The sequence below is a fragment of the Tabrizicola flagellatus genome (assembly GCF_046295235.1).
Taxonomy (GTDB): domain Bacteria; phylum Pseudomonadota; class Alphaproteobacteria; order Rhodobacterales; family Rhodobacteraceae; genus Tabrizicola; species Tabrizicola flagellata_A.
Map to the genome: position 1 here is coordinate 14,063 of NZ_JBKBLV010000007.1, position 22,773 is coordinate 36,835.

At 67.9% G+C, this 22,773-nt stretch carries 20 protein-coding genes and 1 pseudogene; 6 read left to right on the top strand and 15 right to left on the bottom strand.

What is annotated here, in order from left to right; genetic code table 11:
* The first annotated feature begins 116 nt into the window (after positions 1 to 116).
* Positions 117 to 1,199 carry an ABC transporter ATP-binding protein gene (locus tag ACK4IU_RS04140; RefSeq protein WP_409731949.1) on the top strand — a complete coding sequence of 361 codons (1,083 nt, stop codon included), beginning with the start codon at positions 117 to 119 and terminating at the stop codon, positions 1,197 to 1,199.
* Between the two features lie 15 nt (positions 1,200 to 1,214).
* Here the strand turns inward: ACK4IU_RS04140 and ACK4IU_RS04145 are convergent, their stop codons facing one another.
* On the bottom strand, positions 1,215 to 1,571 hold the full coding sequence (locus ACK4IU_RS04145; RefSeq protein ID WP_409731951.1) for a helix-turn-helix transcriptional regulator: 357 nt from the start codon (positions 1,569 to 1,571) through the stop codon (positions 1,215 to 1,217).
* 161 nt (positions 1,572 to 1,732) lie between these two features.
* On the opposite strand from ACK4IU_RS04145, the gene ACK4IU_RS04150 reads away from it, so the two are divergent.
* The 5 genes from ACK4IU_RS04150 to ACK4IU_RS04170 are packed head-to-tail and all read left to right on the top strand — an operon-like array spanning position 1,733 to position 5,609.
* On the top strand, positions 1,733 to 1,945 hold the full coding sequence (locus ACK4IU_RS04150) for a twin-arginine translocase TatA/TatE family subunit (protein WP_409731953.1): 213 nt from the start codon (positions 1,733 to 1,735) through the stop codon (positions 1,943 to 1,945).
* A 27-nt stretch (positions 1,946 to 1,972) separates the two neighbouring features.
* Positions 1,973 to 2,545 carry a Sec-independent protein translocase protein TatB gene (gene tatB / locus ACK4IU_RS04155; protein ID WP_409731955.1) on the top strand — a complete coding sequence of 191 codons (573 nt, stop codon included), beginning with the start codon at positions 1,973 to 1,975 and terminating at the stop codon, positions 2,543 to 2,545.
* The gene (gene tatC, locus ACK4IU_RS04160) at positions 2,542 to 3,447 is read left to right on the top strand and encodes a twin-arginine translocase subunit TatC (protein WP_409731957.1); all 906 of its coding nucleotides are present in this window, start codon (positions 2,542 to 2,544) and stop codon (positions 3,445 to 3,447) included. The genes tatB and tatC overlap by 4 nt, the downstream gene beginning before the upstream one ends.
* The gene (locus tag ACK4IU_RS04165) at positions 3,444 to 4,283 is read left to right on the top strand and encodes an ATP-binding protein (RefSeq protein ID WP_409731959.1); all 840 of its coding nucleotides are present in this window, start codon (positions 3,444 to 3,446) and stop codon (positions 4,281 to 4,283) included. Before tatC ends, ACK4IU_RS04165 begins: the two co-directional genes overlap by 4 nt.
* Positions 4,284 to 4,334: 51 nt before the next feature.
* The gene (locus tag ACK4IU_RS04170; RefSeq protein ID WP_409731961.1) at positions 4,335 to 5,609 is read left to right on the top strand and encodes a hemolysin family protein; all 1,275 of its coding nucleotides are present in this window, start codon (positions 4,335 to 4,337) and stop codon (positions 5,607 to 5,609) included.
* Between the two features lie 15 nt (positions 5,610 to 5,624).
* Here ACK4IU_RS04170 and ACK4IU_RS04175 read toward each other — a convergent pair whose 3' ends face one another.
* From ACK4IU_RS04175 to ACK4IU_RS04240, 14 genes and pseudogenes are all read right to left on the bottom strand, one after another.
* On the bottom strand, positions 5,625 to 6,797 hold the full coding sequence (locus ACK4IU_RS04175; protein WP_409731963.1) for a peptidoglycan DD-metalloendopeptidase family protein: 1,173 nt from the start codon (positions 6,795 to 6,797) through the stop codon (positions 5,625 to 5,627).
* 56 nt (positions 6,798 to 6,853) lie between these two features.
* Positions 6,854 to 7,525, bottom strand: a complete 672-nt coding sequence (locus ACK4IU_RS04180; RefSeq protein ID WP_409731965.1) for a protein-L-isoaspartate(D-aspartate) O-methyltransferase — start codon at positions 7,523 to 7,525, stop codon at positions 6,854 to 6,856.
* Complete coding sequence (gene surE / locus ACK4IU_RS04185) at positions 7,522 to 8,307, bottom strand: 5'/3'-nucleotidase SurE (protein WP_409731967.1); 786 nt, start codon at positions 8,305 to 8,307, stop codon at positions 7,522 to 7,524. Before surE ends, ACK4IU_RS04180 begins: the two co-directional genes overlap by 4 nt.
* A gap of 223 nt (positions 8,308 to 8,530) precedes the next feature.
* Positions 8,531 to 9,337, bottom strand: coding sequence for a 5-deoxy-glucuronate isomerase (iolB, locus tag ACK4IU_RS04190; protein WP_409731969.1), 807 nt, complete (start codon positions 9,335 to 9,337; stop codon positions 8,531 to 8,533).
* Positions 9,338 to 9,345: 8 nt separating this feature from the next.
* On the bottom strand, positions 9,346 to 10,254 hold the full coding sequence (iolE, locus tag ACK4IU_RS04195) for a myo-inosose-2 dehydratase (RefSeq protein WP_409731971.1): 909 nt from the start codon (positions 10,252 to 10,254) through the stop codon (positions 9,346 to 9,348).
* Positions 10,255 to 10,264: 10 nt separating this feature from the next.
* Positions 10,265 to 12,106 (bottom strand): 3D-(3,5/4)-trihydroxycyclohexane-1,2-dione acylhydrolase (decyclizing), encoded by a 1,842-nt coding sequence (iolD, locus tag ACK4IU_RS04200; RefSeq protein WP_409731973.1) that lies wholly within the window; start codon positions 12,104 to 12,106, stop codon positions 10,265 to 10,267.
* Positions 12,103 to 14,013 carry a 5-dehydro-2-deoxygluconokinase gene (gene iolC, locus ACK4IU_RS04205; RefSeq protein ID WP_409731975.1) on the bottom strand — a complete coding sequence of 637 codons (1,911 nt, stop codon included), beginning with the start codon at positions 14,011 to 14,013 and terminating at the stop codon, positions 12,103 to 12,105. Before iolC ends, iolD begins: the two co-directional genes overlap by 4 nt.
* Positions 14,014 to 14,078: 65 nt before the next feature.
* Positions 14,079 to 14,915: a MurR/RpiR family transcriptional regulator gene (locus ACK4IU_RS04210; RefSeq protein ID WP_409731977.1), complete on the bottom strand. Its 837-nt coding sequence runs from the start codon at positions 14,913 to 14,915 to the stop codon at positions 14,079 to 14,081.
* A gap of 155 nt (positions 14,916 to 15,070) precedes the next feature.
* On the bottom strand, positions 15,071 to 16,165 hold the full coding sequence (locus ACK4IU_RS04215) for an ABC transporter substrate-binding protein (protein ID WP_409731979.1): 1,095 nt from the start codon (positions 16,163 to 16,165) through the stop codon (positions 15,071 to 15,073).
* A 177-nt stretch (positions 16,166 to 16,342) separates the two neighbouring features.
* On the bottom strand, positions 16,343 to 17,458 hold the full coding sequence (locus tag ACK4IU_RS04220) for a hypothetical protein (protein ID WP_409731981.1): 1,116 nt from the start codon (positions 17,456 to 17,458) through the stop codon (positions 16,343 to 16,345).
* A 302-nt stretch (positions 17,459 to 17,760) separates the two neighbouring features.
* Positions 17,761 to 20,052, bottom strand: a complete 2,292-nt coding sequence (locus tag ACK4IU_RS04225; RefSeq protein WP_409731983.1) for a protein kinase domain-containing protein — start codon at positions 20,050 to 20,052, stop codon at positions 17,761 to 17,763.
* Between the two features lie 315 nt (positions 20,053 to 20,367).
* Positions 20,368 to 21,636: an amidohydrolase family protein gene (locus tag ACK4IU_RS04230; protein WP_409731985.1), complete on the bottom strand. Its 1,269-nt coding sequence runs from the start codon at positions 21,634 to 21,636 to the stop codon at positions 20,368 to 20,370.
* A gap of 1 nt (position 21,637) precedes the next feature.
* Positions 21,638 to 22,582 (bottom strand): ABC transporter permease, encoded by a 945-nt coding sequence (locus ACK4IU_RS04235; RefSeq protein ID WP_409731987.1) that lies wholly within the window; start codon positions 22,580 to 22,582, stop codon positions 21,638 to 21,640.
* A pseudogene (locus ACK4IU_RS04240) lies at positions 22,579 to 22,773 on the bottom strand (ABC transporter permease); the annotation flags it as partial. The pseudogene ACK4IU_RS04240 and the gene ACK4IU_RS04235, both read right to left, overlap by 4 nt.

The window sequence follows — 22,773 nt, forward strand, 5'->3', positions numbered from 1 at the left end:
CGCATGCCGGGTTTGGTGCGCAGCCGTCCAGAGTGCGGCGACGCACCGCAGGTCTGGTCTTGCCCGGCCCGACTCACGCTGCTAGGGGAAAGCCTGACGGATTTGCTTGAGTATCCATGCCCGATACCCCGCCCCTGCGCCTGGACGTGATCAACCTTGGCCGGTCCTTCGGCGGGCGCAAGGTGGTGGACGGGGTTTCGCTGTCGGTTGCGGCGGGGCAGGTGACCTGTCTGCTTGGCCCCTCGGGCTGCGGCAAGTCCACCACGCTGCGGATGATCGCCGGGGTCGAGCGCGCAGATACCGGCGAGGTGCGGCTGGATGGCCAGACCGTCGCCGGGCCGGGGGTGCATGTCCCGCCCGAGGTGCGCTCGGTCGGGCTGATGTTCCAGGACTTCGCGCTGTTCCCGCATCTGACGGTGGCCGAGAACGTGGGCTTCGGCCTGCGCATGGACCGGGCCGAGAAGGCGCGGCGGGTGGGCGAGCTGCTGGAAAAGGTCGATCTGGCGGGCTTCGGGCCGAAGCATCCGCACGAGCTGTCGGGCGGCGAGCAGCAGCGCGTGGCGCTGGCCCGGGCGCTGGCGCCGAACCCGCGGGTGATGCTGATGGACGAGCCCTTCTCGGGGCTGGACAACCGGCTGCGCGACGGGATCCGCGACCGGACGCTGGAGATCCTGAAGGAGGCGGGCGCGGCGGTGCTTCTGGTCACGCACGAACCCGACGAGGCGATGCGCATGGCCGACGAGATCGCCTTGATGCGCGCGGGCCGGATCGTGCAGAAGGGCGCGCCCTACAACGTCTACAACGCTCCGGTGGACAAGGCGGCGGCGGCCTTCTTCAGCGACATCAACGTGATCCGGGGCGTCTCGAAGGGCGCGCTGACCGAGACGCCCTTCGGCGCCTTCCTCACCCCTGGCCATGCCGACGGCGCCGAGGTCGAGATCGTGATCCGCCCGCAGCACCTGCGCATCGACTTCGACCGCGGCGGGCGCGGCCCGAACCCCACGCCCGAGGACGGCGTGCCCGCGCGGGGAACGGTGGTCCGCAGCCGCTTTCTGGGCCGCGAGAGCCTGGTTGATTTCAGGATGGATGTCGCGGGGACGAAGCTGACCGCCAGCGTGCCCGGTGTCTTCCTGCCCAAGCCCGGCACGGTGCTGTGGCTGATGATCCGCCGCGACCGCTGCTTCGTCTTCGGCGTGTGACGGCGGCGGTCCGGGTCAGGGCGGTTCGGCCTCGATCCCGGACTGGGGCAGGAGGGTCGTGACCTTGTAGAGCAGGCTGCGCGCCGCGCGTGCGCGCGGGTTCCCCTCCTGGCCCACATGGCGGAGCCCCTCGACCAGCGCCTCCAGCTCGTCCGGGGTCAGCATGGTCGGCGGCAGCACCAGCGGCGAGCGCAGGATGTAGCCAAGGCCCCGTTCGCCCTCGACCGGCATGCCGGTGGCGGCCAGCATCTCCATGTCGCGCCAGATGGTCCGGGTCGAGACCCCGGTGCGCCGGGCCAGTTCCGCCGCCGTGTGCAACCGCCCGTCACGGAGCGCCTGGACGATGTCGTAAAGGCGGGCGTCGCGTTTCATGACCGGACCGGGACAGGGGGATCGGGAACTTACTGACAAAATACTGTCAGTTGACTGCATTTGCCAAGCGGCTTGGGTCTTGGATGCCGGGGGATCGGGGGCGTAATTGGGGGCAGTAACGGAATCCGCCCCGGGATCGGGGCCTGCATGGAGGGGTTCTCATGCTCAACAACATCGGTCTTCCCGGCCTGATCCTGATCGCGGTCGTGCTTCTGGTCCTGTTCGGCAAGGGCAAGGTGTCGAGCCTGATGGGCGAGGTCGGCAAGGGCATCACGGCCTTCAAGAAGGGCGTGAACGACGGTGCGAAGGAAATCGAGGACGCCAAGGCGGACGCCGCCAAGGACGTGACGCCGGCCGAGAAGGACAAGGCCTGATCTGACGGGCCTGTCGGGAGACGGGGAATGGATTTCAGCTGGTCCGAACTTCTGGTCGTCGGCATAGTCGCGCTGATCTTCATCGGCCCGAAGGATCTGCCCGGCATGTTCCGCGAGCTTGGCCGCTTCACCGCCAAGGTCCGGTCCATGGGGCGCGAGTTCAGCCGGGCGATGGAACAGGCGGCGAAGGAATCGGGCGTCAAGGACGTGGCCGACGACCTGAAGAAGGTGACTTCGCCCAAGGCCATGGGGCTGGATGCGGTCAAGTCCGCCGCCGACAAGTTCGAGAAATGGGATCCGCTGAAGAACGCGGCCAAGCCCACGAAGCCCCTGACGCCCGCGCCGATGCCGGCGGCGATGACCGCGGCGCCGGTAGCCGAAGGCGCAACGGCTGCGGCGGCACCCGCTGCGCCGGAAGGTGCAGGCCCGGCCACGGCAGCGCTGTACGAACAGAAGGCCGCGCGCAAGGCGGTGGTGGACGAGGCGGCGGCCAAGCTGCGGGCCCTGTCCGAACCCGCAGCCGCCGAGTCCCAGCCCGCCGCCAAGGCGCCCGGCAGGCGACGCAAGAAGGCCGACCCTCAGGGTGGTGACGCAGCATGAGCGCGAAGGACGAGATCGACGACAGCTCGGCCCCCCTGGTCGAGCATCTGGCCGAACTGCGCAACCGGCTGATCTGGTCGGTCACGGCCTTCATTGTGGCCATGCTGGCATGTTTCGTGGTGGCCGACCCGATCCTGAATTTCCTGCTGCGCCCGATCGAGCAGGCGATGCGCGATCTCGGCAACCCGAACCCGGTAATGCAATACACCGCGCCGCAGGAATATTTCTTCACGCTGGTCCATATCTCGGTCGTGGCCGGGCTGATGGTCAGCTTTCCGGTCATCGCCTACCAGCTCTGGCGCTTCGTGGCGCCGGGACTCTACCGCAGCGAGAAGCAGGCCTTCCTGCCGTTTCTGGTCGCCTCGCCGGTGCTGTTCCTGCTGGGGGCGACCTTTGCGCATTATGTGGTGACGCCCATCGCCATGCGCTTCTTCCTCGGCTTTGCCGACAGCGCCTCGATCCTGTCGGTGCTGGCGCCGATGCTGACCGATGTGCCCGCCGAAGTCCCGGCCGCGGCGCCGAAGGAAGGCATCGAGATCGTCTTCCAGGGCAAGGTGAACGAGACGCTGGACATCAGCCTGAAGCTGATCATCGCCTTCGGCCTGTGCTTCCAGTTGCCGGTCCTTCTGACGCTGATGGGCAAGGCGGGGCTGGCGACCTCGGCCGGTCTGGCCGGGATGCGGAAATACGCCATCGTCATCATCCTGATCGTTGCCGCGCTGGTCACACCGCCGGACGTGATGAGCCAGCTGATCCTGTTCTTTGCCGTCTATCCGCTGTACGAGGTCTCGATCTTCCTGATCCGCCGGATCGAAAAGCGCCGCGAGGCCGAATTGCGTGCCGAAGGTCTCTGGGACGACGAGACCGACGGTCCTTCCGACATGGCCGAACCCAAGGCATGACCGACCCCCTGATCCGCATCGCCGCCGCGCTGGAGCGGCTGGCCCCCGCGCCGATGCCCGCGCCTGATTTCGCCGCCGAGGCCTTCGTCTGGCACACCGGGCCCGACCGGCTGGAACCGGTGGCGCGGGTCTCGCGGGTGGACATCGGCCTTCTGGTCGGGGTGGACCGTTCGCGCGACACGCTGCTGGAGAACACCCGGCATTTCGCCGCCGGCCTGCCCGCGAACAACGCGCTCCTGTGGGGCGCGCGGGGGATGGGCAAGTCGAGCCTGGTCAAGGCGGTGCATGCCGCCGTGCGGGCGGAAGGCCATGACCTGAAGATCGTGGAACTGTCGCGCGAGGACCTGCCCTCGGTCCAGCGCCTGCTCGCGCACCTGCGCGCCGCGCCGCACCGGTTCCTCCTGTTCTGCGACGACCTGTCGTTCTCCCACGACGACCAGCACTACAAGTCGCTGAAGGCGGTCCTGGACGGCGGGATCGAGGGACGGCCCGAGAACGTTCTGTTCTACGCCACCTCGAACCGCCGCCACCTGATGCCGCGCGACATGATCGAGAACGAACGCTCCAGCGCGATCAACCCGTCCGAGGCGGTGGAGGAGAAGGTCTCGCTGTCGGACCGCTTTGGTCTCTGGCTGGGCTTCCATCCCTGCGGTCAGGACGATTACCTTGACATGATCCGCGGCTATTGTGCCGCGCATGGGGTCAACGTCCCCGAGGAGCGGCTGCATGCCGAGGCGATCGAATGGCAGGCGACGCGGGGCGGGCGGTCGGGCCGGGTGGCCTGGCAGTTCTTCTGCGACCTCGCCGCCCGCGAGGGGGTGCGCCTCCGGGCCTGACGGCGGGTTTGCCTTCGCGCCCGGCGGCGTGCATCCTGAGCGCGAGCCATCATGCTGACCGAGATCCTTGTCATCCTCGTCCTGATCGTCCTGAACGGCGTGCTCGCCATGTCCGAGCTGGCCATCGTCAGCGCGCGTCCGGCCCGGCTGAAGCCGCTGGAAGGCAAGAGCCGCGGCGCGCGCATGGCCTTGCGGCTGGCAGAGCATCCGGGGCGGTTCCTGTCCACCGTGCAGATCGGCATCACCGCCGTCGGCATCCTGTCGGGCGCACTGTCGGGGGCGACGCTGGGGCTGCGGTTGCAGCTCTGGCTGGTCGGGCAGGGCGTGGCGCCCGACTGGGCCGCGACGCTGGGGGTCGGCGGGGTGGTGGTGGCCATCACCTATGTAAGCCTGATCGTGGGCGAACTGGTGCCGAAGCAGCTGGCGCTGCGCAATGCCGAGGGACTGGCGATGCGCGTGGCGCCGGCAATGACGCTTCTGTCGGTCGTCGCCGCGCCGCTGGTCTGGTTCCTGGACCGGTCCGGCCGCCTGCTTCTGTGGCTGCTCGGCCAGCGCGGGGCGGGCGAGAACCGCGTCACCGAAGAGGAGGTGCATGTCCTTCTGGCCGAAGCCCACGAGGGCGGGGTGCTGGAGACCGAGGAGCGCGAGATGATCACCGGGGTGATGCGCCTGTCGGACCGCACCGCGCGGGCGCTGATGACCCCCCGGCACGAGGTGGAGATGCTGCCGCTGGAGGCTACCGGGGCCGAGGCGGTGGCCGCCGTTCGCCGCGTCGCCCGCCCGCGGATGCCGGTGGCCAATGCCGAGGGCGAGGTGGTGGGCATCGTGCTGCTGGCCGATGCCTTCCAGGCCGTCTCGCGCCGCGAGCCGCTGGAGATCCGGGCGCTGGTGCGCGAGGTGCCGGTGGTCTCGGACCGGGCCGAGGCGCTGGACGTGCTGGAGATCCTTCAGAAATCCGAACACCATTTCGCGCTGGTCTATGACGAATACGGCACCTTCGAGGGCATCCTCACCACCGGCGACGTGCTGGAGGCGATCACCGGCGCCGTGGCGGCCAGCGAGGCGGACGAACCCGCGCTGGTCACGCGCGAGGACGGCAGCCATCTGGTCGCGGGCTGGATGCCGGTGGACGAATTTTGCGACCGCCTGGGCCTGCCGCGCGGGATGGCGGGGGATTACGACACCGTGGCCGGACTGGTCCTGCACCAGATGGGCCGGATCCCCGAGCTTGGCGCGCATTTCACCGCCCATGGCTACCGCTTCGAGGTCATCGACCTGGACGGGCGGCGGATCGACAAGGTGCTGGTCTCGCGCCCGGGGGGCTGAGCCGGGTCCGGCGGACTATTGCAGATAGCCCACCGGGTCGAAGCTCTGCTTCGAGGTGTTGCGCACCTCGAAATGCACGAAGGCGGGATCGCCTGCCGCGACCTTGCCGATGGCCTGGCCGCGCTTGACCGCATCGCCCTTCTTCACCGTCATTCCGGTCACGCCGACATAGACCGTCAGAAGATCCCCCGCGTGGCGGATGATGACGATGCCCTTGCCAGTGGTGTCCGAAGAGATGACCGTCACCGTCCCGGCCTCGGCCGCGACCACCGGGCTGCCGGCCGGTGCGGCGATGTCGATGCCCTGGTTCTTCTTCGGGTCGTAGCCGCGGATGATCTTGCCCGAGGCCGGCATCGCCATCTTCGAAGGCGTGGACTTGGCCGCGCCGAGGTCGGGCGAGGGCGGGGTGCCCTTGGGCTTGGTCCCCGCGGGCTCGGTCTTTTCGTCCGGCAGGGGCTTTTTCGCCGAGGGCGGCTCTGGCGTGGGGCTGCCGACGCCCGGCGGTGTCGGCACGGGTTCGGGGTTCGGCGCCGGGGCGGTGGCGATCGGGATGATCAGCGTCTGTCCCTCGCGCACCGCCATGTCGGGCCCGAGCTGGTTCCAGTCGGCCAGGGCCTTGGCCGAGACGTTGTAGGTCCGCGCGATGGTGAAGGCGGTCTCGCCCCGCGCGACGCGGTGGGTCAGCGGCTGGCCGGAGATCGGCTTCGAAGCGGCGGGAGAGGTGCCCGCGGCCGGTTTGGCCGGAGCGGCGCTGTCGAGCGCGGTGGTGGCGATCGAGGTGATGTCGATGCCGCCGCCGGACGCCGGGCCGGTTCCGCCGATCACCGCCGGTTGCGGGCTGGCCGCGACCCGTTTCGGCAAGAGGAGCATCTCGCCCTCGCGCAAGGGATCGGTCGCGCGCAGCGCGTTGGTCCGCGCCAGCTCTTCGGGGTTCATCCCCAGCCGGCCGGCCATGCTGGCGACCGTTTCGCCGCGCCGGGCCGTCGCCATCTGGTAATCGGGATAGGAAATGATGCCGTTCGCATCGGGCTGCGGCGCCGCCGCCGTCGCCTGCAAGGCCGCGTTCGAGGTGTCGCCGGCACCCTGACGCAGATCCCAGTCCAGCGCCCCGGTATTGATACAGCCCGAAAGGGCCAGGGCCCCCGCGCTCAGCAGCAAACCCGCCCGAAGTCTTGTCGCTCTCGCCATCTGGTCCCGCCTGATCATCCGCCGCCCGGTTTGGCCCGGTTCTGTGGGCCCGCAGTCTACTCGGAGCCCATCCCCTCTACCAGTGGAACAAAGCGCACCGGGCGGAGTTCCTCGTAATCAAACCCGCGTGAGGTCCGCGTCACCTTGATGAGCGCCTGCACCGCATCCGACTGGCCGACCGGCACCACCATGATCCCGCCGGGCTTCAGTTGCTCCAGCAGGGGGCCGGGGGGATCCTCGGCCGCCGCCGTCACGATGATCCGGTCGAAGGGCGCCTGGTCGGGCAGCCCGTGCGAGCCGTCGGCCGGGATTGCGGTGATGTTCACCAGCCCGAGCTGACGGAACAGCTCGCTGGCCTCGCGCACCAGGCGGCGGTAGCGGTCCACGGTATAGACCCGGCGGGCCAGCTGCGACAGGACTGCGGCCTGGTAGCCGGACCCCGTGCCTACCTCCAGCACCGTGTCGCGCGGGCTGACCTGCAGGGCCTGGGTCATCAGGCCGACGACCGAGGGCTGGCTGATCGTCTGGCCGCAGGCGATGGGCAGGGGCATGTCCTCGTAGGCGCGGTCGGCGAAGATGTTGCGGACGAAAAGGCCGCGGTCGATCTTCTCCATCGCGGTCAGGACGCGGGTGTCGGTCACGCCGCGCGATCGGAGGGCAAAGAGAAAGCGCATCTTGCGTTCGGCAAGCTCTTCGGAGGTGGGGCGGTCCTCCGGTCCCTCGGTCATGCGAGCCTGGCCTCGAGGTCGGCCAGAAGGTCGTGCGCGGTGAGATCCGCGCGCATCGGCGTGACCGAGATGAAGCCGTCCAGGTTCACCGCCGCGTCCGATCCCGGCAGGGTGGGCGTGTGCTGGTGGCCGCCCTTGATCCAGAGGAACTTGCGCCCCGAGGGCGACATGTGCGGCTCGACGCTGAAGGCGGTGTCGCGGCGGAAACCCTGCGGCGCGACCCGCATGCCCCGGGTCGCGGCGGCTGGCTGAGGCGGGAAGTTGATGTTGTAGAACACCCGGTAATCGTCCTGCGTCCAGAGCCCCTTGTCCAGAAGCGCCCGCACCACCCCCGCGCCATGGACGCGCGCGCTTTCGAACGGGTCGGCCAGTTTCGCGTTGTCCGGCCCGAAGAACTGCGACAGGGCGATGGCCGGGACGCCCTGCAAGGCCGCCTCCATCGCGCCGCCGATCGTGCCGGAGTACAGCACGTTCTCGGCCGCGTTGTTGCCCCGGTTGACGCCAGAGAGCACCAGATCCGGCCGCGCGCCGTCCAGCACGTCATAGATCGCGGCCAGCACGCAATCGGCCGGGCTGCCCTCGGCGGCAAAGCGGCGGGGGCCGAGTTCGGCGATCATCATCGGGTGGGTATAGCTGATGCAATGGCCCACGCCCGATTGTTCGAAGGCGGGGGCGACGGTCCAGACCTCGCCCGTCGGTCCGGCGATCTCGGTGGCGATCTGGGTCAGAACCTCAAGCCCCGGCGCGTTGATGCCGTCGTCGTTGGTGATCAGGATGCGCATGTGTCGGGGGTTCCTTCGGGCTCGTCCCTGATTAGACGAGCCCGAAGGACGCTTCAAGGCAAAGGCGGGCGCTCGTTGTTCGACTTCGTCTCCTCCTCGCCCGCTGCGAGGAGCGCCGAAGGCGCACGACGAGCCGCCACGGTCGAGCTTGAGCCCCGGCGAAAGTCCGAGGAAAGTGGTCTGCACTGTGCGGGGATCGCCACCCGGTCCGGCCTGGACGGGTTCAGGCGTCCCGCCTGGCGATCCAGTCGTGGTCGGGGTCGTTCTGGAACCGCCACTTGCGGATCGGTCCGGCCATGACGTTCAGGTAATACATCTCGTAGCCATAGGGCGCGCCGCAGGGGTGATGTCCTTTCGGAACCAGCACGACATCGTGATTCTTCACCGCCATCGTCTGGTCCAGCGACCCGTCCTCGGTATAGACCCGCTGGATGCCGAAGCCCTGGGCGGGGTTCAGGCGGTGATAGTAGGTCTCCTCCAGATAGGTCATCCGGGGAAAGTCGTCTTCGTCGTGCCGGTGGCTGGGATAGCTCGACCAGTGACCGGCGGGAGTGAAGACCTCGGTGACCAGAAGGCTGTCGGCGACCTCGCGGCCCTCCATGGCGATGTTGTTGACGTGTCGCGTGTTGGTGCCCTTGCCGCGCGGGGTCAGCTCGATCCCGTCCGGGCCGAGGCGCTGGGCCTTGTGCCCGCCCTTGCCGGGTGCCTTGCAGACGCCGATGGTGCAGGGGGTGGTGGCGACGGCGCGCCAGGTCGTGCCGTTCGGAACGTAGAGGCAATGCGGCGGGGTCTTCTCGAACACGTCCATCCGCTCGCCCATCTCGCCCCAGTCCTGCCCGGCGGCCTGCACCTTCGCCTTCCCTTCGACGATCACCAGGATCACCTCGGTCTCGCCGGTTGTCTCCTCGGCTACGTCGCCCGGCTCCAGCCGGTAGAGCGTGAAGCCGACATAGCCCCAGCCCGCGCTTTCGGGGGTGATCTCGTGCACCTTGCCGCGGGTGCCGGTGGGATGGCGAAGGAGGTCGGGCATGGCTTACCTCACGGGCGCGAGTGGTCGATGGTCAGGCCGGCCCTGGCGCAGACCTTCAGGATGTGGTCATAGCCCATTTTCCCGTATTCGTAGGGCGGGGCCTTGGCCGGGTCCTGTTCCGCCTCGACAACGATCCAGCCGTGATAGTCCATCGCGCGAAGCTTGTCGGCCACGGCCTGGAAGTCGATGCAGCCGTCGCCCGGCACGGTGAAGGCCCCGGCGATCACGGCGTCGAGGAAGCTGCGGTTGTTCTTCCGAACGTCCGCCACGACCTCGGGCCGGATGTCCTTGAAATGGACGTGGTGGACGCGGGAAGCCCAGGTGTTCAGCACCCGCATCACGTCCGCGCCGCCGAAGAGGAGATGCCCGGTGTCGAACAGAAGCTTCACCTCGGGCGTCGAGCCTTCCATCAGCGCGTTCACGTCGTCCTCGCTCTCGATGAACGAGCCCATGTGGTGATGGTAGGCCAGCGTCACGCCCTGATCGGCCATCCACTTCGCCAGTTCGGACAGCTTCGCGCCATAGGCCCGCACTTCGGCGGCGGCGAATTTCGGGCGGTTGTTCACCGGCACGGCGATGTCGCCCTGCACGGTGTTGGAACATTCCGCATAGACGATGCAGGGGGCGTTCAGGGCCGCGAACTGCTTGACCTGCTGGCGCACCGCCTCGATTTCCGTCTTCACGTCGTTTCTGAGGAGATTGCCGGAACACCAGCCGCCGCAAAGGAAAAGTCCGTTCGCGTTCAGATAGGACCGCAGCCCTTCGGTATCCGCCGGCATCCGCCGCCCGCGTTCGACGCCGGTATAGCCGATCTCGCGCGCCTCGCGGAGCGCCTGCTCCATCGTGTAGGCGGCGGTCAGGTCCGGCAGGTCGTCGTTCTGCCAGGAGATGGGAGAGATCCCGATCTTCACGCTCATTCGTCTGTCCTCAGTTCACCAGCCATTGCGCGCGTGCGCCGGCCTCATGTTCCTTGCGCGCTTCCAGCACCGAGGGCCGGGTCGAGACCTCGGGCACGCCCACCTCCCACCAGCTGCCGCCCGCGCCGGTGCCGGGTCCGGGGTCGGTGTCGATGACGATGACCGTGGGCACGGTCGCCCCCTTCGCCGCTTCAAGCGCAGCCTCGAGCCCCGCGATGCCGTCGGCCTTGACCGCCTTCGCCCCCATCGCCGCGGCATGGGCGACAAAGTCGATGTGGCTGGGGTTCACATGATAGGCGTCGTCGAGAAGGTTGTTGAACGGCGCGCCGCCGGTGTGCTTCTGCAACCGGTTGATGCAGCCGAAACCGCGGTTGTCGGTCAGGACCACGGTGAAGGGCACGCCCATCATGACGGCCGTGGCGAGTTCGCTGTTGGCCATCATGTAGGACCCGTCGCCGACCATGCAGATCACGTCGCGGTCGGGCCGGGCCATCTTGATCCCCAGGGCGCCCGCGATCTCGTAGCCCATCGTCGAGAAGCCGTACTCCATGTGATAGCCGCCCTGCGCGCCGCGCCAGAGCGTGTGCAGGACGCCCGGCATCGACCCCGCCGCGCCCATCACGATGGTCTCTGGCGTGGCGCTGCGGTTCACCGCTCCCACGACCTGCGCGTCGCTGGGCAGCTGATTGCCCGCCGGCGCGGCCATGAGCGAAGCGGTGGTGGCGAACCAGGCGTCGCGCGCGGCGAAATCGGGATCGGCAAAGCGCTTTCCGCCCAGAGCGGCCGAAAGCCGCTCCAGCGCGACCTTCGCATCGGCGACCAGCGCCTGCGCCCCGCGCTTGGTGGCATCCCAGGGCTGGACGTTGATCGACAGGATCCTGCGCCCAGGCCGCCTGAAGATCGTCCAGCTGCCGGTGGTGAAGTCCTGAAGCCGCGTGCCGACCGCCAGCACCAGATCGGCCTCGGCCGCAAGCTTGTTACCGCAGTCCGAGCCGGTCACGCCGGGAGTGCCGAAGTTCAGACGTTCTTCCCAGTCCACCGCACCCTTGCCGGCCTGGGTCTCGATCAGGGGGATGTTGTGGCGGCGGGCGAAGTCCAGAAGCGTGGCCTCGGCGCCGGAGTAAAGGACGCCCCCGCCCGCGACGATCAGCGGCCTTTCGGCGGCCTTCAGCGCGGCGACGGCGGCCTCCAGCTCGCGCTGGTCGGGTTCGGGACGGCGGATGTGCCAGATCCGGGGGGTGAAGAATTCTACTGGATAATCAAAAGCTTCTGCCTGCGTGTCCTGGCAGAAGGCAAGGCAGACCGGCCCGCAGGTGGCGGGATCGGTCATCACCTGAAGCGCGCGGGGGAGCGCGGTCAGGATATGTTCGGGCCGGCTGATCCGGTCGAAATAGCGCACCACCGGGCGGAAGCAGTCGTTCGCGGAAACGATGCCGTCGCCGAAATCCTCGACCTGTTGCAGCACCGGATCGGGCGCGCGGCTGGCAAAGACATCGCCGGGCAGGAACAGGACTGGGATCCGGTTCACATGCGCCAGCGCCGCTGCCGTGACGAGGTTCGTCGCGCCGGGGCCGATCGAGGTGGTCACCGCCATGGCTTTGCGCCGCCGCATCGCCTTGGCATAAGCGATGGCGGTATGGGCCATGGTCTGTTCGTTGTGACCGCGCCAGGTGGGCAGTGCCTCGCGGTGGGCGTGCAGCGCCTCGCCCAGGCCCGCGACGTTGCCATGGCCGAAGATCGCCCAGACGCCCTCGATGAAGCGGCTGCCGTCTTCGGCCTGTTGCAGCGACAGCCAGCGGACCAGCGCCTGCGCTGCGGTCAGCCTCACGGTTTCGTGGCGGGTCATTGTCATGCCTTTCCTCCCTCGCGGCTGGCGTCCCAGATGGCGCAGAGCCTTGCGTATTTCTCTACCATGATCGCCACCGCCGCCCCATCGGTGATCTCGCCCCGGAACCAGGCGCGGGCGGCATCGGCAAAGATCGTGCGGCCGACGGCGAAACCTTTCACCAGCGGCTGGCGTGCCGCAATCCGGAACGAGGCGGCCAGGTCTGCCTCGGCCGCGTCGAGGCCAAGGACGACGACGCCGCGCACATGGGGGTCGTTCTCGGCGATCGCGGCGCAGGCCTTCGTCCAGGCGGCGTCGGAGGTGAAGGGTTCCAGCTTCCACCAGTCGGGATAGACGCCAAGCGCGTAGAAGCGGCGGATGACCTCGGCGCTGGTCTCGTCGGTGACGGGGGCGACCTTGGAGGGGATGATCTCCAAGAGCATCTCCAGCCGGTTGCGGCGGCAGGCGTGGAACAGGCGCAGGACCGTTTCTTCCTGCGCGGCCTTCGTCGCCGCGTCGTCGGCGGGATGGTAGAAGCACAGGACCTTGACCACATGGGACAGCGGCCATTCCTGCAAGCCGCCGAGGTCGGGGCCAAGCTCGGGCTCCAGCGTCAGGGGGCGCGAGCCGGGCCATTCGACGGGCCGCCCGATCCAGAGGCCGGTGCCCGCCGCGCGGTAGAGCGCATCGCGCCCCAGCCGGCTGTCGCAGAGGATGCCGTGGCCGGGCTTGCCGTCCGCGACCTTGAGGGCTGCATCGAGGCACAGCTGCTTGAAAGCGCCGATCCTGTCGGGCGTGGCGCCCTCCATCTGTTCCAGCTGCATCCGGTGGTCGAAGGCGAAGACGCGCATCGTGGACCAGTCGCCGTGCCGGTTGGTGGACCAGTGGATCTGTTCCAGCGCGCGGTCCTTGCGGAGCGCCTTTTCCACCACGCCGCGGTTCAGGAAGAACTGCAATTCCTCCCAGCTGGGGTAGGCGGGGGTGCAGCCGTGGCGGCTGACGGCGAACGCGCCGCAGGCGTTGGCGTATTTCAGCGCCACGGGCCAGGGTTCGCCGTCGAGCCAGCCCTTGAGGAGCCCCGACATGAACCCGTCGCCCGCGCCGAGAACGTTGAAGACCTCGATCGGGAAGCCGGGGCCGCTCTCGCCCTCGTCCAGGCTGTCGGGGATGGCGCCGGTGAAGGCGACGGCGCCCATCGGGCCGCGCTTGCAGACCAGCGTCGCGCCGCTGACGGCACGGACGGCGCGGAGCGCGGCCACGGTGTCGGTCGTGCCGCCTGCGATGTGGAATTCCTCCTCGGTGCCCACGATCAGGTCGAAGAGGTGCAGGGTCGATTGCAGCTTGGCGGTGACGGCCGCGCTTTCGATGAACCTGCTTTCCCCCGCGCCATGGCCGGCAAGGCCCCAGAGGTTCGGCCGGTAGTCGATGTCGAGCGCGGTCTGCGCCCCGTGTTTCCGGGCCAGGGTCAGCGCCTTCAGGACGGCGGCCTCGGTCCGGGGGTGGCTGAGATGCGTGCCGGTGGCCACGACCGACCGCGCCTCGGCGATGAAGCTTTCGTCGATGTCGTCCTCGCAGAGCGCCATGTCGGCACAGTTCTCGCGGTAGAAGATCAGCGGGAACTGGTGCTGGTCGCGGATGCCGAGAAGGACGAGCGCGGTCAGACGCTCCGGGTCGGTCCTGACGCCCCGCACGTCCACGCCTTCGCGCGCCAGTTCCTCGCGGATGAAGCGGCCCATGTGTTCGTCGCCGACGCGGGTGATGAGCGCCGATTTCAGGCCAAGCCTCGCGGTCCCGGCGGCCATGTTGGTGGGCGAGCCGCCGATGTATTTCTGGAAGGACCCCATGTCCTCGAGCCTGCCGCCGACCTGCGCGCCGTAGAGATCGACCGAGGAGCGGCCGATGGTGATGACATCGAGGGATTTCGGGGTGGGCATCGGCTGGGCTCCGACTCGGGCGGCTGCGTGGAATGAATATTCCATTCTCTCCCCTGGCGGAAGTCCTAAGTTTCGCGCCGGGCGGCGACGGCGACGGCAAGGGACAGCGCCAGCGCGATGACGGCGGACAGCGACCGGAAGGCGCCGAAGTCGATCTCGGCCACCGTCAGCACGGTATCGGCGACGGCGGAGACCTGGGTGCCCGGCGGGTCCGTCAGCGCGACGACCGGCAGGCCGCGTTCCCGGGCCAGGGCCGCCAGCGCAAGGGTTTCCTCGGACCACGGCGCAAAGGTGATGGCGATCAGCGCATCGCCTCGCTGCAGCGACGCGCGCTGGCCAAGCCCGGCCACCCCATCGTGCAGCACCGCCGCGACGCCCAGCTTGTCGAACACATAGGCCAGGTACGAGGCCACGGGGAATGACCGCCGGAACCCGGCCAGGTGGATGGTCCTGGCCTGGGTCAGCGTTTCAACCGCTTGATTCAATGTGGATTCGTCCAGATCGCGGGCGAGCGCCTCCATCGACTGGCGGCCGGCATCGACGAATTCGGCGACCAGGGTCGCGGGCCGGCCGGCGCCGCCGGCCTTCAGGTTCGCCAGCCGCGTGGCATAGTCGGGCGCGGTCCGGGACAGGGCCTCGCGGAACAGCCGCTGCATCTCGGCATAGCCGGAGAAGCCCATGATCTGACAGAAGCGCATCACCGCCGAGGGCGGAACGCCGGCGCCCTCGGCGACCTGGGCCACCGTGGACAGCGCGATGGAATCCATGTGCCGCGCGATGTGGTCGGCGCATTGCTGCAGACGGCGGGGAAGCTGGCCGTTCAGGCCCGTCAGCCGGTCACGGAAGGCTTCGACCGATTGCGGGGTATCGCGTGCGGCGAGCGCGGAGTCGTCCTTGGACATTTCGGGTCTCCTGGCGGCTGCCGGACCAGCATAGCATATGGAACAAATGTTCCAAGACTTCTCTTCCGTGCGGGATGCGACCGGCCAAGCCCCTGAAAATGCGGCAGGCCCCGGTCCTGGGGTCCGGGGCCTGCGATGGTGCGGGGCAGGGCGGGTTACTGGCTGAGCTTGTTGTACTCGGCCAGGCCCGTGGCGAGGATGTCGTACCATTCGCCCGACTCGCGCATCTCGGTGATGCCGCGGTTCAGCATGGCGATGTAGACCCGGCCGCGCGGATTGCTCTTCGAGGTCAGGAAGTGATACGAGATGAAGGTTGTCAGGGCCGGGTTGGTCACCACCTTGTCGGTGACACCCAGTTCCTTGAAGTTCGCCACCGAGGTTTCCGTCTCGATCGAGTAGATGTCCACCTCGCCCTTGAGCAGCATGTTGGCGCAGTCGATCGGATTCTTTGGCGCGACGTATTCCACCACCGGCGGGGTCAGGCCCTGGACTTCGAGGTCGCCCAGCGGCCAGGCTTCGGGCCGGCAGATCTTGGCACCGGCGTATTCCGCGAAGGACCGGGCATTGGCATATTTGCTGTCGGGCAGGGTATTGAAGGTGTAGGCCGCCTCGTAAATCGGCAGCGAGAAGTCGAAGTCGGTGCACATCCGCGCCGAGAATTCGCCCAGCATGTCGAGCTTCGAGCAGTCCGGCGCTTCCCAGGCGATCGACACGTCGAAGGCGCCCGAGGGCAGCAGCGTGTCGATGTGCGACATCCAGTCGTCCACATAGGCCACGGTGTAGTCCCGGTCGTTGCCGCCGCGCTGCATGGCCGTCGCGGCCATGCGCACGAAGATGCCGCCACCGGTCAGCGATTCGTCGGTGAACGGTTTCCAGTTGTTCGAGGTGACGAACTTCAGCGGCGGCTCGTAGATGTTCGACTTCTTGGCGGAGGCTTCCTGTTTCTGGGTTTCGGCCTCGATGATCGAGCTCAGCTCCTGGTCAGGCGTCAGGCGGCCGTCCTCGCAGGGCAGGATCAGCTGCAACCCGGCCGGCAGGCTGTTCGGGTTGGCCGCCAGCGCGTCGCGGTTCGCGTTGAAGATCATCTGGTAGTCGAAAGTGCCGTAGGCGGCCTGGGCGATCGAGCCCAGCGTGTCGCCGTCCTTCACGGTATAGGTGGTGCAGGCTTCCTGGGCCGAGGCGATGAACGGCAGCGAAATCATCGCAGCCGCGAGAATCGGAAGCCGGTGCAGATGCGAAGCGGTTCTCATGGCGGGTTTCCTCGTGGGGTGCTTGATGGGACTGATGACGCGCAACAAACGAAACAATACTGGTCTTGGCACAGCATAGGGTTGAGTAGATGGCGCGAATAAGGCGAATGATTGGTCATTCGCAGCCAAACTGAAAACGTCGGGGCCTGTGACTTGGGGCGATCGGGCCTGCATGGATCACTCCGACTGGCGCTGCTGGTTCAGCGCGGTGGAGACGATGTCGTACCACTCGCCGGATTCGTACATCTCGATCATCCCGGCATCGAGAGCCCCCAGCATGGCAACTGCGCGCGGATTGGACTTGTGCGCGATGACATGCAGGCTGAGGATGCTGGAAAGGTGCGGATTCTGACCGATCGTCGCGATGAGTCCAAGCTTGGCAACGGTCGAGTCGCCGACCTCGGAATCGACCGAGACCAGGTCCACCTCGCCCGAGGCCAGCGCCCGGAAACATTCCTTGACGTTCTCGGCGCGCACCAGCGTCACCACTCCTGAGGTCAGTCCCGCCGCATCGAGCACGCCCGCGGTATAGCCCTCGGGACGGCAGATCCGCTTGCCCTCGAACTCGGCATAGCTGGTTGCCGCCATGAGCCCGCTGTCGCGCGTGGCGAAAAAGGCGTCCACGATCTCGTAGAACGGGCCCGAGAAGGCAAAGTCGTTGCAGCGGGCCTGGTCCCCGGGCGACAGTGTGGCAGCGCCCTCGCAGTCGGGGCGGATCCAGGGAAAACTCAGGTCGTAGGCGCCCGAGGGCAAGAGCGCGTCGATATGCGCCTGCCAGTCAGACACGAAGCTGATCGTGTAGGGAATCGAGGGGTCGGCGCGGAAGATCGCCATCTCGACGAGCTGGGTCATCATGCCGCCACCAGGCAGGGTCTTGTCGGCAAAGGGCGCATAGCCGTTGCCGGTAACGATGGCCAGGGGCCGCTCGGTCACGGGCGCAGGCTGGGTTTCCGCGGTTGCGCTGACCGTAGTCGCGCTTGTCGGCGTCGCGTTGGCTGCCGCCGTGCTGACCGGCGTCACGCCTTCCGGTGCCGCTTCGGCCGTCGGCTCCGCGCAGGGGATCGTCAGAACCGAACCGATTTCGATCAGGTCGGCCTTTTCGCCGATCACGGCGACATTGGCGTCATAGATCCGCCGGTAGAGGTCGCCGTCACCATAGGCCTTGCTGGCGATCCGGCGCAGGTTGTCGCCGGCGCGCACCGTGTAGGAAGAGCAGGCCTCCTGCGCCTCGGCGGTCGCCCCGGTCAGAAGCAGGGCCGCGGTGCCAAGCAGGAATATGCGCGGGACGTTCATGTTGCTTGCTCCTTGTTCCGTCTGATCGGTCCTGCGACCGTTCCGCCGAGTCCGTCCTGGCATGAGCGGGTCCTTGCCATTTCGTGTCAAAAGACCTCAGTCCGACCGATCCGGGTGGGCATGGCTTGCCTGTCCCTGCGCTGCCGATCGCGCCACCGCCCGGCCAAGGGCAACAACCAGGTCGTCAAGGCCTGCCGTGCCATGGCCGGGGCGGGAGCTGTCGCGTGGGGATACCCGCTGCACCAGAGCCGGACCGGGGCCGGGCATGGCCGTTCTGGCCTCGGGATCGGCGACTATGCACCTCATGGCGTCGGGGCCAGGACAAGGTTCATGTCTGCGGTCTCCACCTTGTTGTCGCGGACGATCGAGAATTCGGTCCGCGTCGCCTTGTCCTTCACCAGCTGGCCGAGGATGGCCTCGATCGAGGTCGGCCCGTCCAGTGCGACGCCGGTGCTCTTGTCGCGGAACAGCACGTCTCCGGGACGGAGCGTAGTCATCCCCTGCTGGGGAACGGCAGTGACTTCCGTCTTCCACACGCCGTCCACGGTCAGGGTGCGCAACTGGATCCCGTTCGCCAGGGTGACGAGGCGCAGGGCGTCTACGGTCAGCAGGCCCGAGTTCCGTTCGCCGTTCGATTTCGAATAGTCGGCCACCATGCGCGCCTTGCCGTCGGCATCTACCTGCATCGCGTTCAGAATGGCCGCAGTCAGCGCCTTGGTCGTGGGGGTGGGACTGCCGTTGATCGCATGGATGACCATACCCTGCTGCAACCACGGGCCGGCCGAGGCAAGGTCGGCCTCAGGCGAGATGCGCAGGATCTGCGCGGCAGGCTTGCCGCCGACGATCCGGTCGTCGGCGGTGAAGGGAAGCACCGCATCCCAGACGGCAAAGGCCACCTGGACCGCTGCCGGCCGGGCGCCGGACGAGGCCGGCTTCTCGGCAGCGGGGCTGGCCGCTGCCGTGGTCTCCGGCGCGGCCGATGAGTCTGCCGCGGGTGCCGGGTCCTGCGGTGCCGCAGCGGTCACTGCGGTCGTGTCGGCGTCCTGGGCGGTCGCGGCTGCGGTAGCGTTGGCAGGTGCGGTGTCGGTGGCGGCGGGTTTGGGATCGGCGGCAGTCGTCGGGGCCTGGATCGCTGGTTCCGGCGTCCCGGCAGACGCCTCGGTCACCTCTGCCGCGGGCACCGCAGAAGCTGGTTGTCCCGCATCGGGCGCTGCGTCGGGTTCAGTGACGGCAACCGGGGTTTCCGGGTTGGCCGGTGCTGAGACCGCGACGTCAGTTGCCGACACGGTGGGCTTCGCTTCAGGAACGGTCGCCGCAATGCTCTCCGGCTTAGCCTCTGGTGCGACCGGAGCGTCGGACAGGTAGACGAAGCCACCCGCCGCAACTGCCATGGCCAAGGCCGCACCGGCGATCAACGGCATCGGTCCCTTGCCACGCTGCCGCGAGGCGGGTTCGTGCGCTGCGGCAGACGGAGCCGGCGCAGAGGGTGCCCGGGCCGAGGGCGCGCGCGCGAGGTCCGGTTCCGCGGGGGGGGGCACGGCCCTTTCCTGACCTGCATGGCCGTGGTCGGTTACGCCTGTGTCGCGCTTGAAATCGCTCACCAGCCGGTGCACCGCGTCCTCGGTTCCCGGCGCGGGTTCGGCCGGAGCCGCCGCGAAGGGCGCCCCGGTGTCATACATCGTCAGCCACTCCGCGGCCGACTGGATGCGCTGTTTCGGCAGCGTGTTCAATGCCTTGTCGATCGCTTCCAGGAAACCCTTCGGATAGCCCCGGATGCGACCGCTCAGCGGCACGAAGGGATCGGGCCGGTCCTCGGCCAGAGCGGCGAGCCGCGCCTGGCCGTTGACGGGAGCCTCGCCCGAGATGACATGATAGAGCGTGGCGGCAAGGGCGTAGAGGTCGCTCCAGGGCCCCTGCTCGGACCCGGCGATGTAGAATTCCTGCGGGGAGTAGCCGTCCTTGACCACCCGCAGCGCCGACATGGCGCGGTTGGTCTGGCTGGCCTTCTCGCGCGCGGCACCGAAGTCGATCAGGATCGGCTCGCCCGACTTGTCGATCAGCACGTTGTCCGGTGAGATGTCGCGGTGCAGCATGTCGTTTTCGTGGATGAACCCGACTGCCTTCAGAAGCTTGGTGGTAATCTCGACCACATGCGCGTTCGTCAGCGACGGGCCTTCGCCGTCGATGATCTGCTGCAGATCGAGCCCTTCGATGTAGTCGAGCGCCATGTAGGCGGTGCCGTTGTCCTCGAACACCTGGTGCACGGCGACGATGTTGGGGTGCACGATCTTGGCCAGGCTGCGCGCCTCGCGCACGAAGAGCTGGACGATCGAGCGCAGTTCGGCCGAATGCGCGCGCGACCTCGCGGCGACCATGGCCTTGGACCGGCGGCAGACCGAAGAGGGGAAGCACTCCTTGATGACGACGTCGCGGTCGAGGCTGTCCTTGGCCAGATAGGTAATGCCGAAGCCGCCGCTGTTGATGTAGCGGGTGATCGTGTACTGGCCCTTCAGGAGCTTTGCACCCGGCTGCAGTTCGTCGATCAGGTCATCGACCTCATCGACCGCGGGTTCTGCCGCCTTTTGCTGCGCCATCTCGCCCTTCCCTCCGACACCAGTGCCAGATCGCCGGCGCCTTGACCCTTCCGGGGCCGCAGTCGCAAGCGACAGGCCCCAGCGCCCGGACAATCGTCCACACAAATGCACCAATTCACTGCATCCGTGATGGTTGTGGATGAGGGCGAAAATGGGGCGATCCAGAGGAGTTTTGAAGGATGGCCCGGATCAACCGTGGCGCGAGTGGCCGGGGAGACCACCCGGCGGTCGCCTTTTCGGCCTACTGTTGTTTCGCATGCGGATTGAATCTGCCTGTCGTTCCGGTTCAGGCCGCGGGGACTGCGAATCGCCAGCTCAGCCCAGCCGGCGGCGCAGGGATCCGGGCCGTCCCGGCAGGCGCATCCTGGCATCATTGCGCTGCCGTTCGGCCACCAGGCGACCCTTGGAGATCACCGCCAGCCGGTCGGGACGCAGGCGCAACGCCTCGACCGGGTGGCCGGCGTCCAGGATCACTAGGCTGGCCGTGCAGCCGGGGCGCAGACCGTAGTCCGAAAGTCCCATGATCTGCGCGTTGGTCTCGGTCACCATGGTGAAGCAGCGCACCATTTCCGCCGGATGGGTCATCTGCGCGACATGCAGGCCCATGAAGGCCACATCCAGCATGTCGGCGGTGCCCAGCGAATACCAGGGGTCCAGCACGCAATCCTGCCCCCAGCCGACCGGGATGCCCAGGGCCTGCATCTCCTTTACCCGGGTCAGGCCGCGTCGTTTCGGGTAAGTATCGTGGCGGCCCTGGAGCGTGATGTTGATGAGCGGATTGGGGATCGCGGTCATGCCGCTTTCGGCGATCAGCGGCAGAAGCTTGGAGACATAGTAGTTGTCCATCGAATGCATCGAGGTCAGGTGGCTGCCCGCCGCGCGGCCCCCCAGCCCGTGCCGCGTGACCTCGCGCGCCATTGTTTCCACATGGCGGGACATCGGATCGTCGGTCTCGTCGCAATGCACGTCCCACATCAGGCCGCGCTCGGCGGCGATGCGGGCGAGGTCGCGCAGGCTTTCCGCGCCTTCCTCCATCGTGCGTTCGAAATGCGGGATGCCGCCCACCACGTCGACGCCCATGTCGAGCGCGCGCAGGACGTTCTGCCGGCCGGTCTTGGTGCGATAAAGCCCGTCTTGCGGGAAGGCCACCAGTTGCAGGTCGAGGTAAGGTGCAACCCGCCGCTTGACCTCCAGCATCGCCTCGACCCCGCGCAGGTGGTCGGGCGTGGTATCGACATGGGTGCGGATCGCCAGAAGGCCCATGCTGACCGCCCAGTCGCAATAGGTCAGCGCGCGGGCGACCATCTCGTCCACCGTGGCGATCTCGCGCAACTCCCCCCAGAGCGCGATGCCCTCCAGCAGCGTGCCCGAGGCGTTCACCCGGGGCAGGCCGTAGCTCAGCGTCGCGTCCATGTGGAAATGCGGGTCTACAAAGGGCGGCGAGACGAGGTCTCCGGTCGCGTCGATCACCCGGCCCGCCTCGGCCTCCAGCTGGCCCACGGCGGCGATCCGGTCGCCGGTGATCCCGATATCGGCCACCGTCCCATCCGGCAGCGTCCCGCCCTTGACCAGGATGTCGAACATCTCAGCGTTCTCCCTTGTTGTAGGGCACCATAAGCGCCGCGGGCACCTCGGCCCGGCGCGACATCAGGATAAGCGCCAGGATCGACAGGATGAAGGGCAGGGCGAGGAACAGCTGGTAGGGCAGCACCGCGCCGAGCGAGGTCTGTTGCAGCCGGATCTGCAAGGCATCGAAGGCGGCAAAGAGGATCGCCCCAAGCACCGCCTTGCCGGGTTTCCAGGCCCCGAAGACCACCAGCGCGATGCAGATCCAGCCGCGGCCGTTCACCATCTCGAAGAAGAAGGAGGAGAAGGCCGACAGCGTCAGGAACGCGCCCCCCACCGCCATCAGCCCGGACCCGACGATCACCGCCCCCGTCCGCAGGCCGGTGACCGACAGGCCCTGCGCCTCGACCGCCGCCGGGTTCTCGCCCACCGCGCGCACCGCCAGCCCGAGCGGCGTGCGATAGAGCGTGAAGGCCACCACCCCCGCCACCGCGAAGGCGGCCCAGGTCAGCGCCGTCTGCGACAGGGCGGTGCCGATCCAGGGCAGGTCGGACAGGCCGGGGATCGACAGCGGCTGGAACGGCTGGATCTTCGGCGGGCTGGTGACTTCGGGCAGCATCAGCCGGTAGGCGAAGGAAGCGGACGCCGTGGCCAACAGCGTTACCCCCAGCCCGACGACATGCTGCGACAGGCCGAACGGCACGGTCAGGGTGGAGTGCAGAAGCCCGAACAGCATCCCCGCCGCCATCGCCACCGCGACCCCGCCCCACAAGGGCATCCCCTGATACACCGCCATCCAGCCGGTGAAGGCGCCGATGACCATGATCCCCTCGATGCCAAGGTTCAGGACGCCCGCGCGTTCGCAGATCAGTTCCCCCATCGTCGCCAGGATCAGCGGCGAGGCGATGCGGATGACGGCGGCCCAGAAGCTGGCCGAGATCAGGATATCGACGATCTCGCTCATCCCCGCACCACCCGGACCCTGGTCAGAAGGATCGCCAGCACCATGAACAGAAGCGCCACGGCCAACAGCATGTCGGCGATATAGGTTGGCACGCCCGCCGCCCGGCTCATCGCGTCCGATCCGACGAAGATCCCGGCCACGAAGATCGCCGTCAGCACCACGCCCAGAGGGTGCAGCAGCGCCAGCATGGC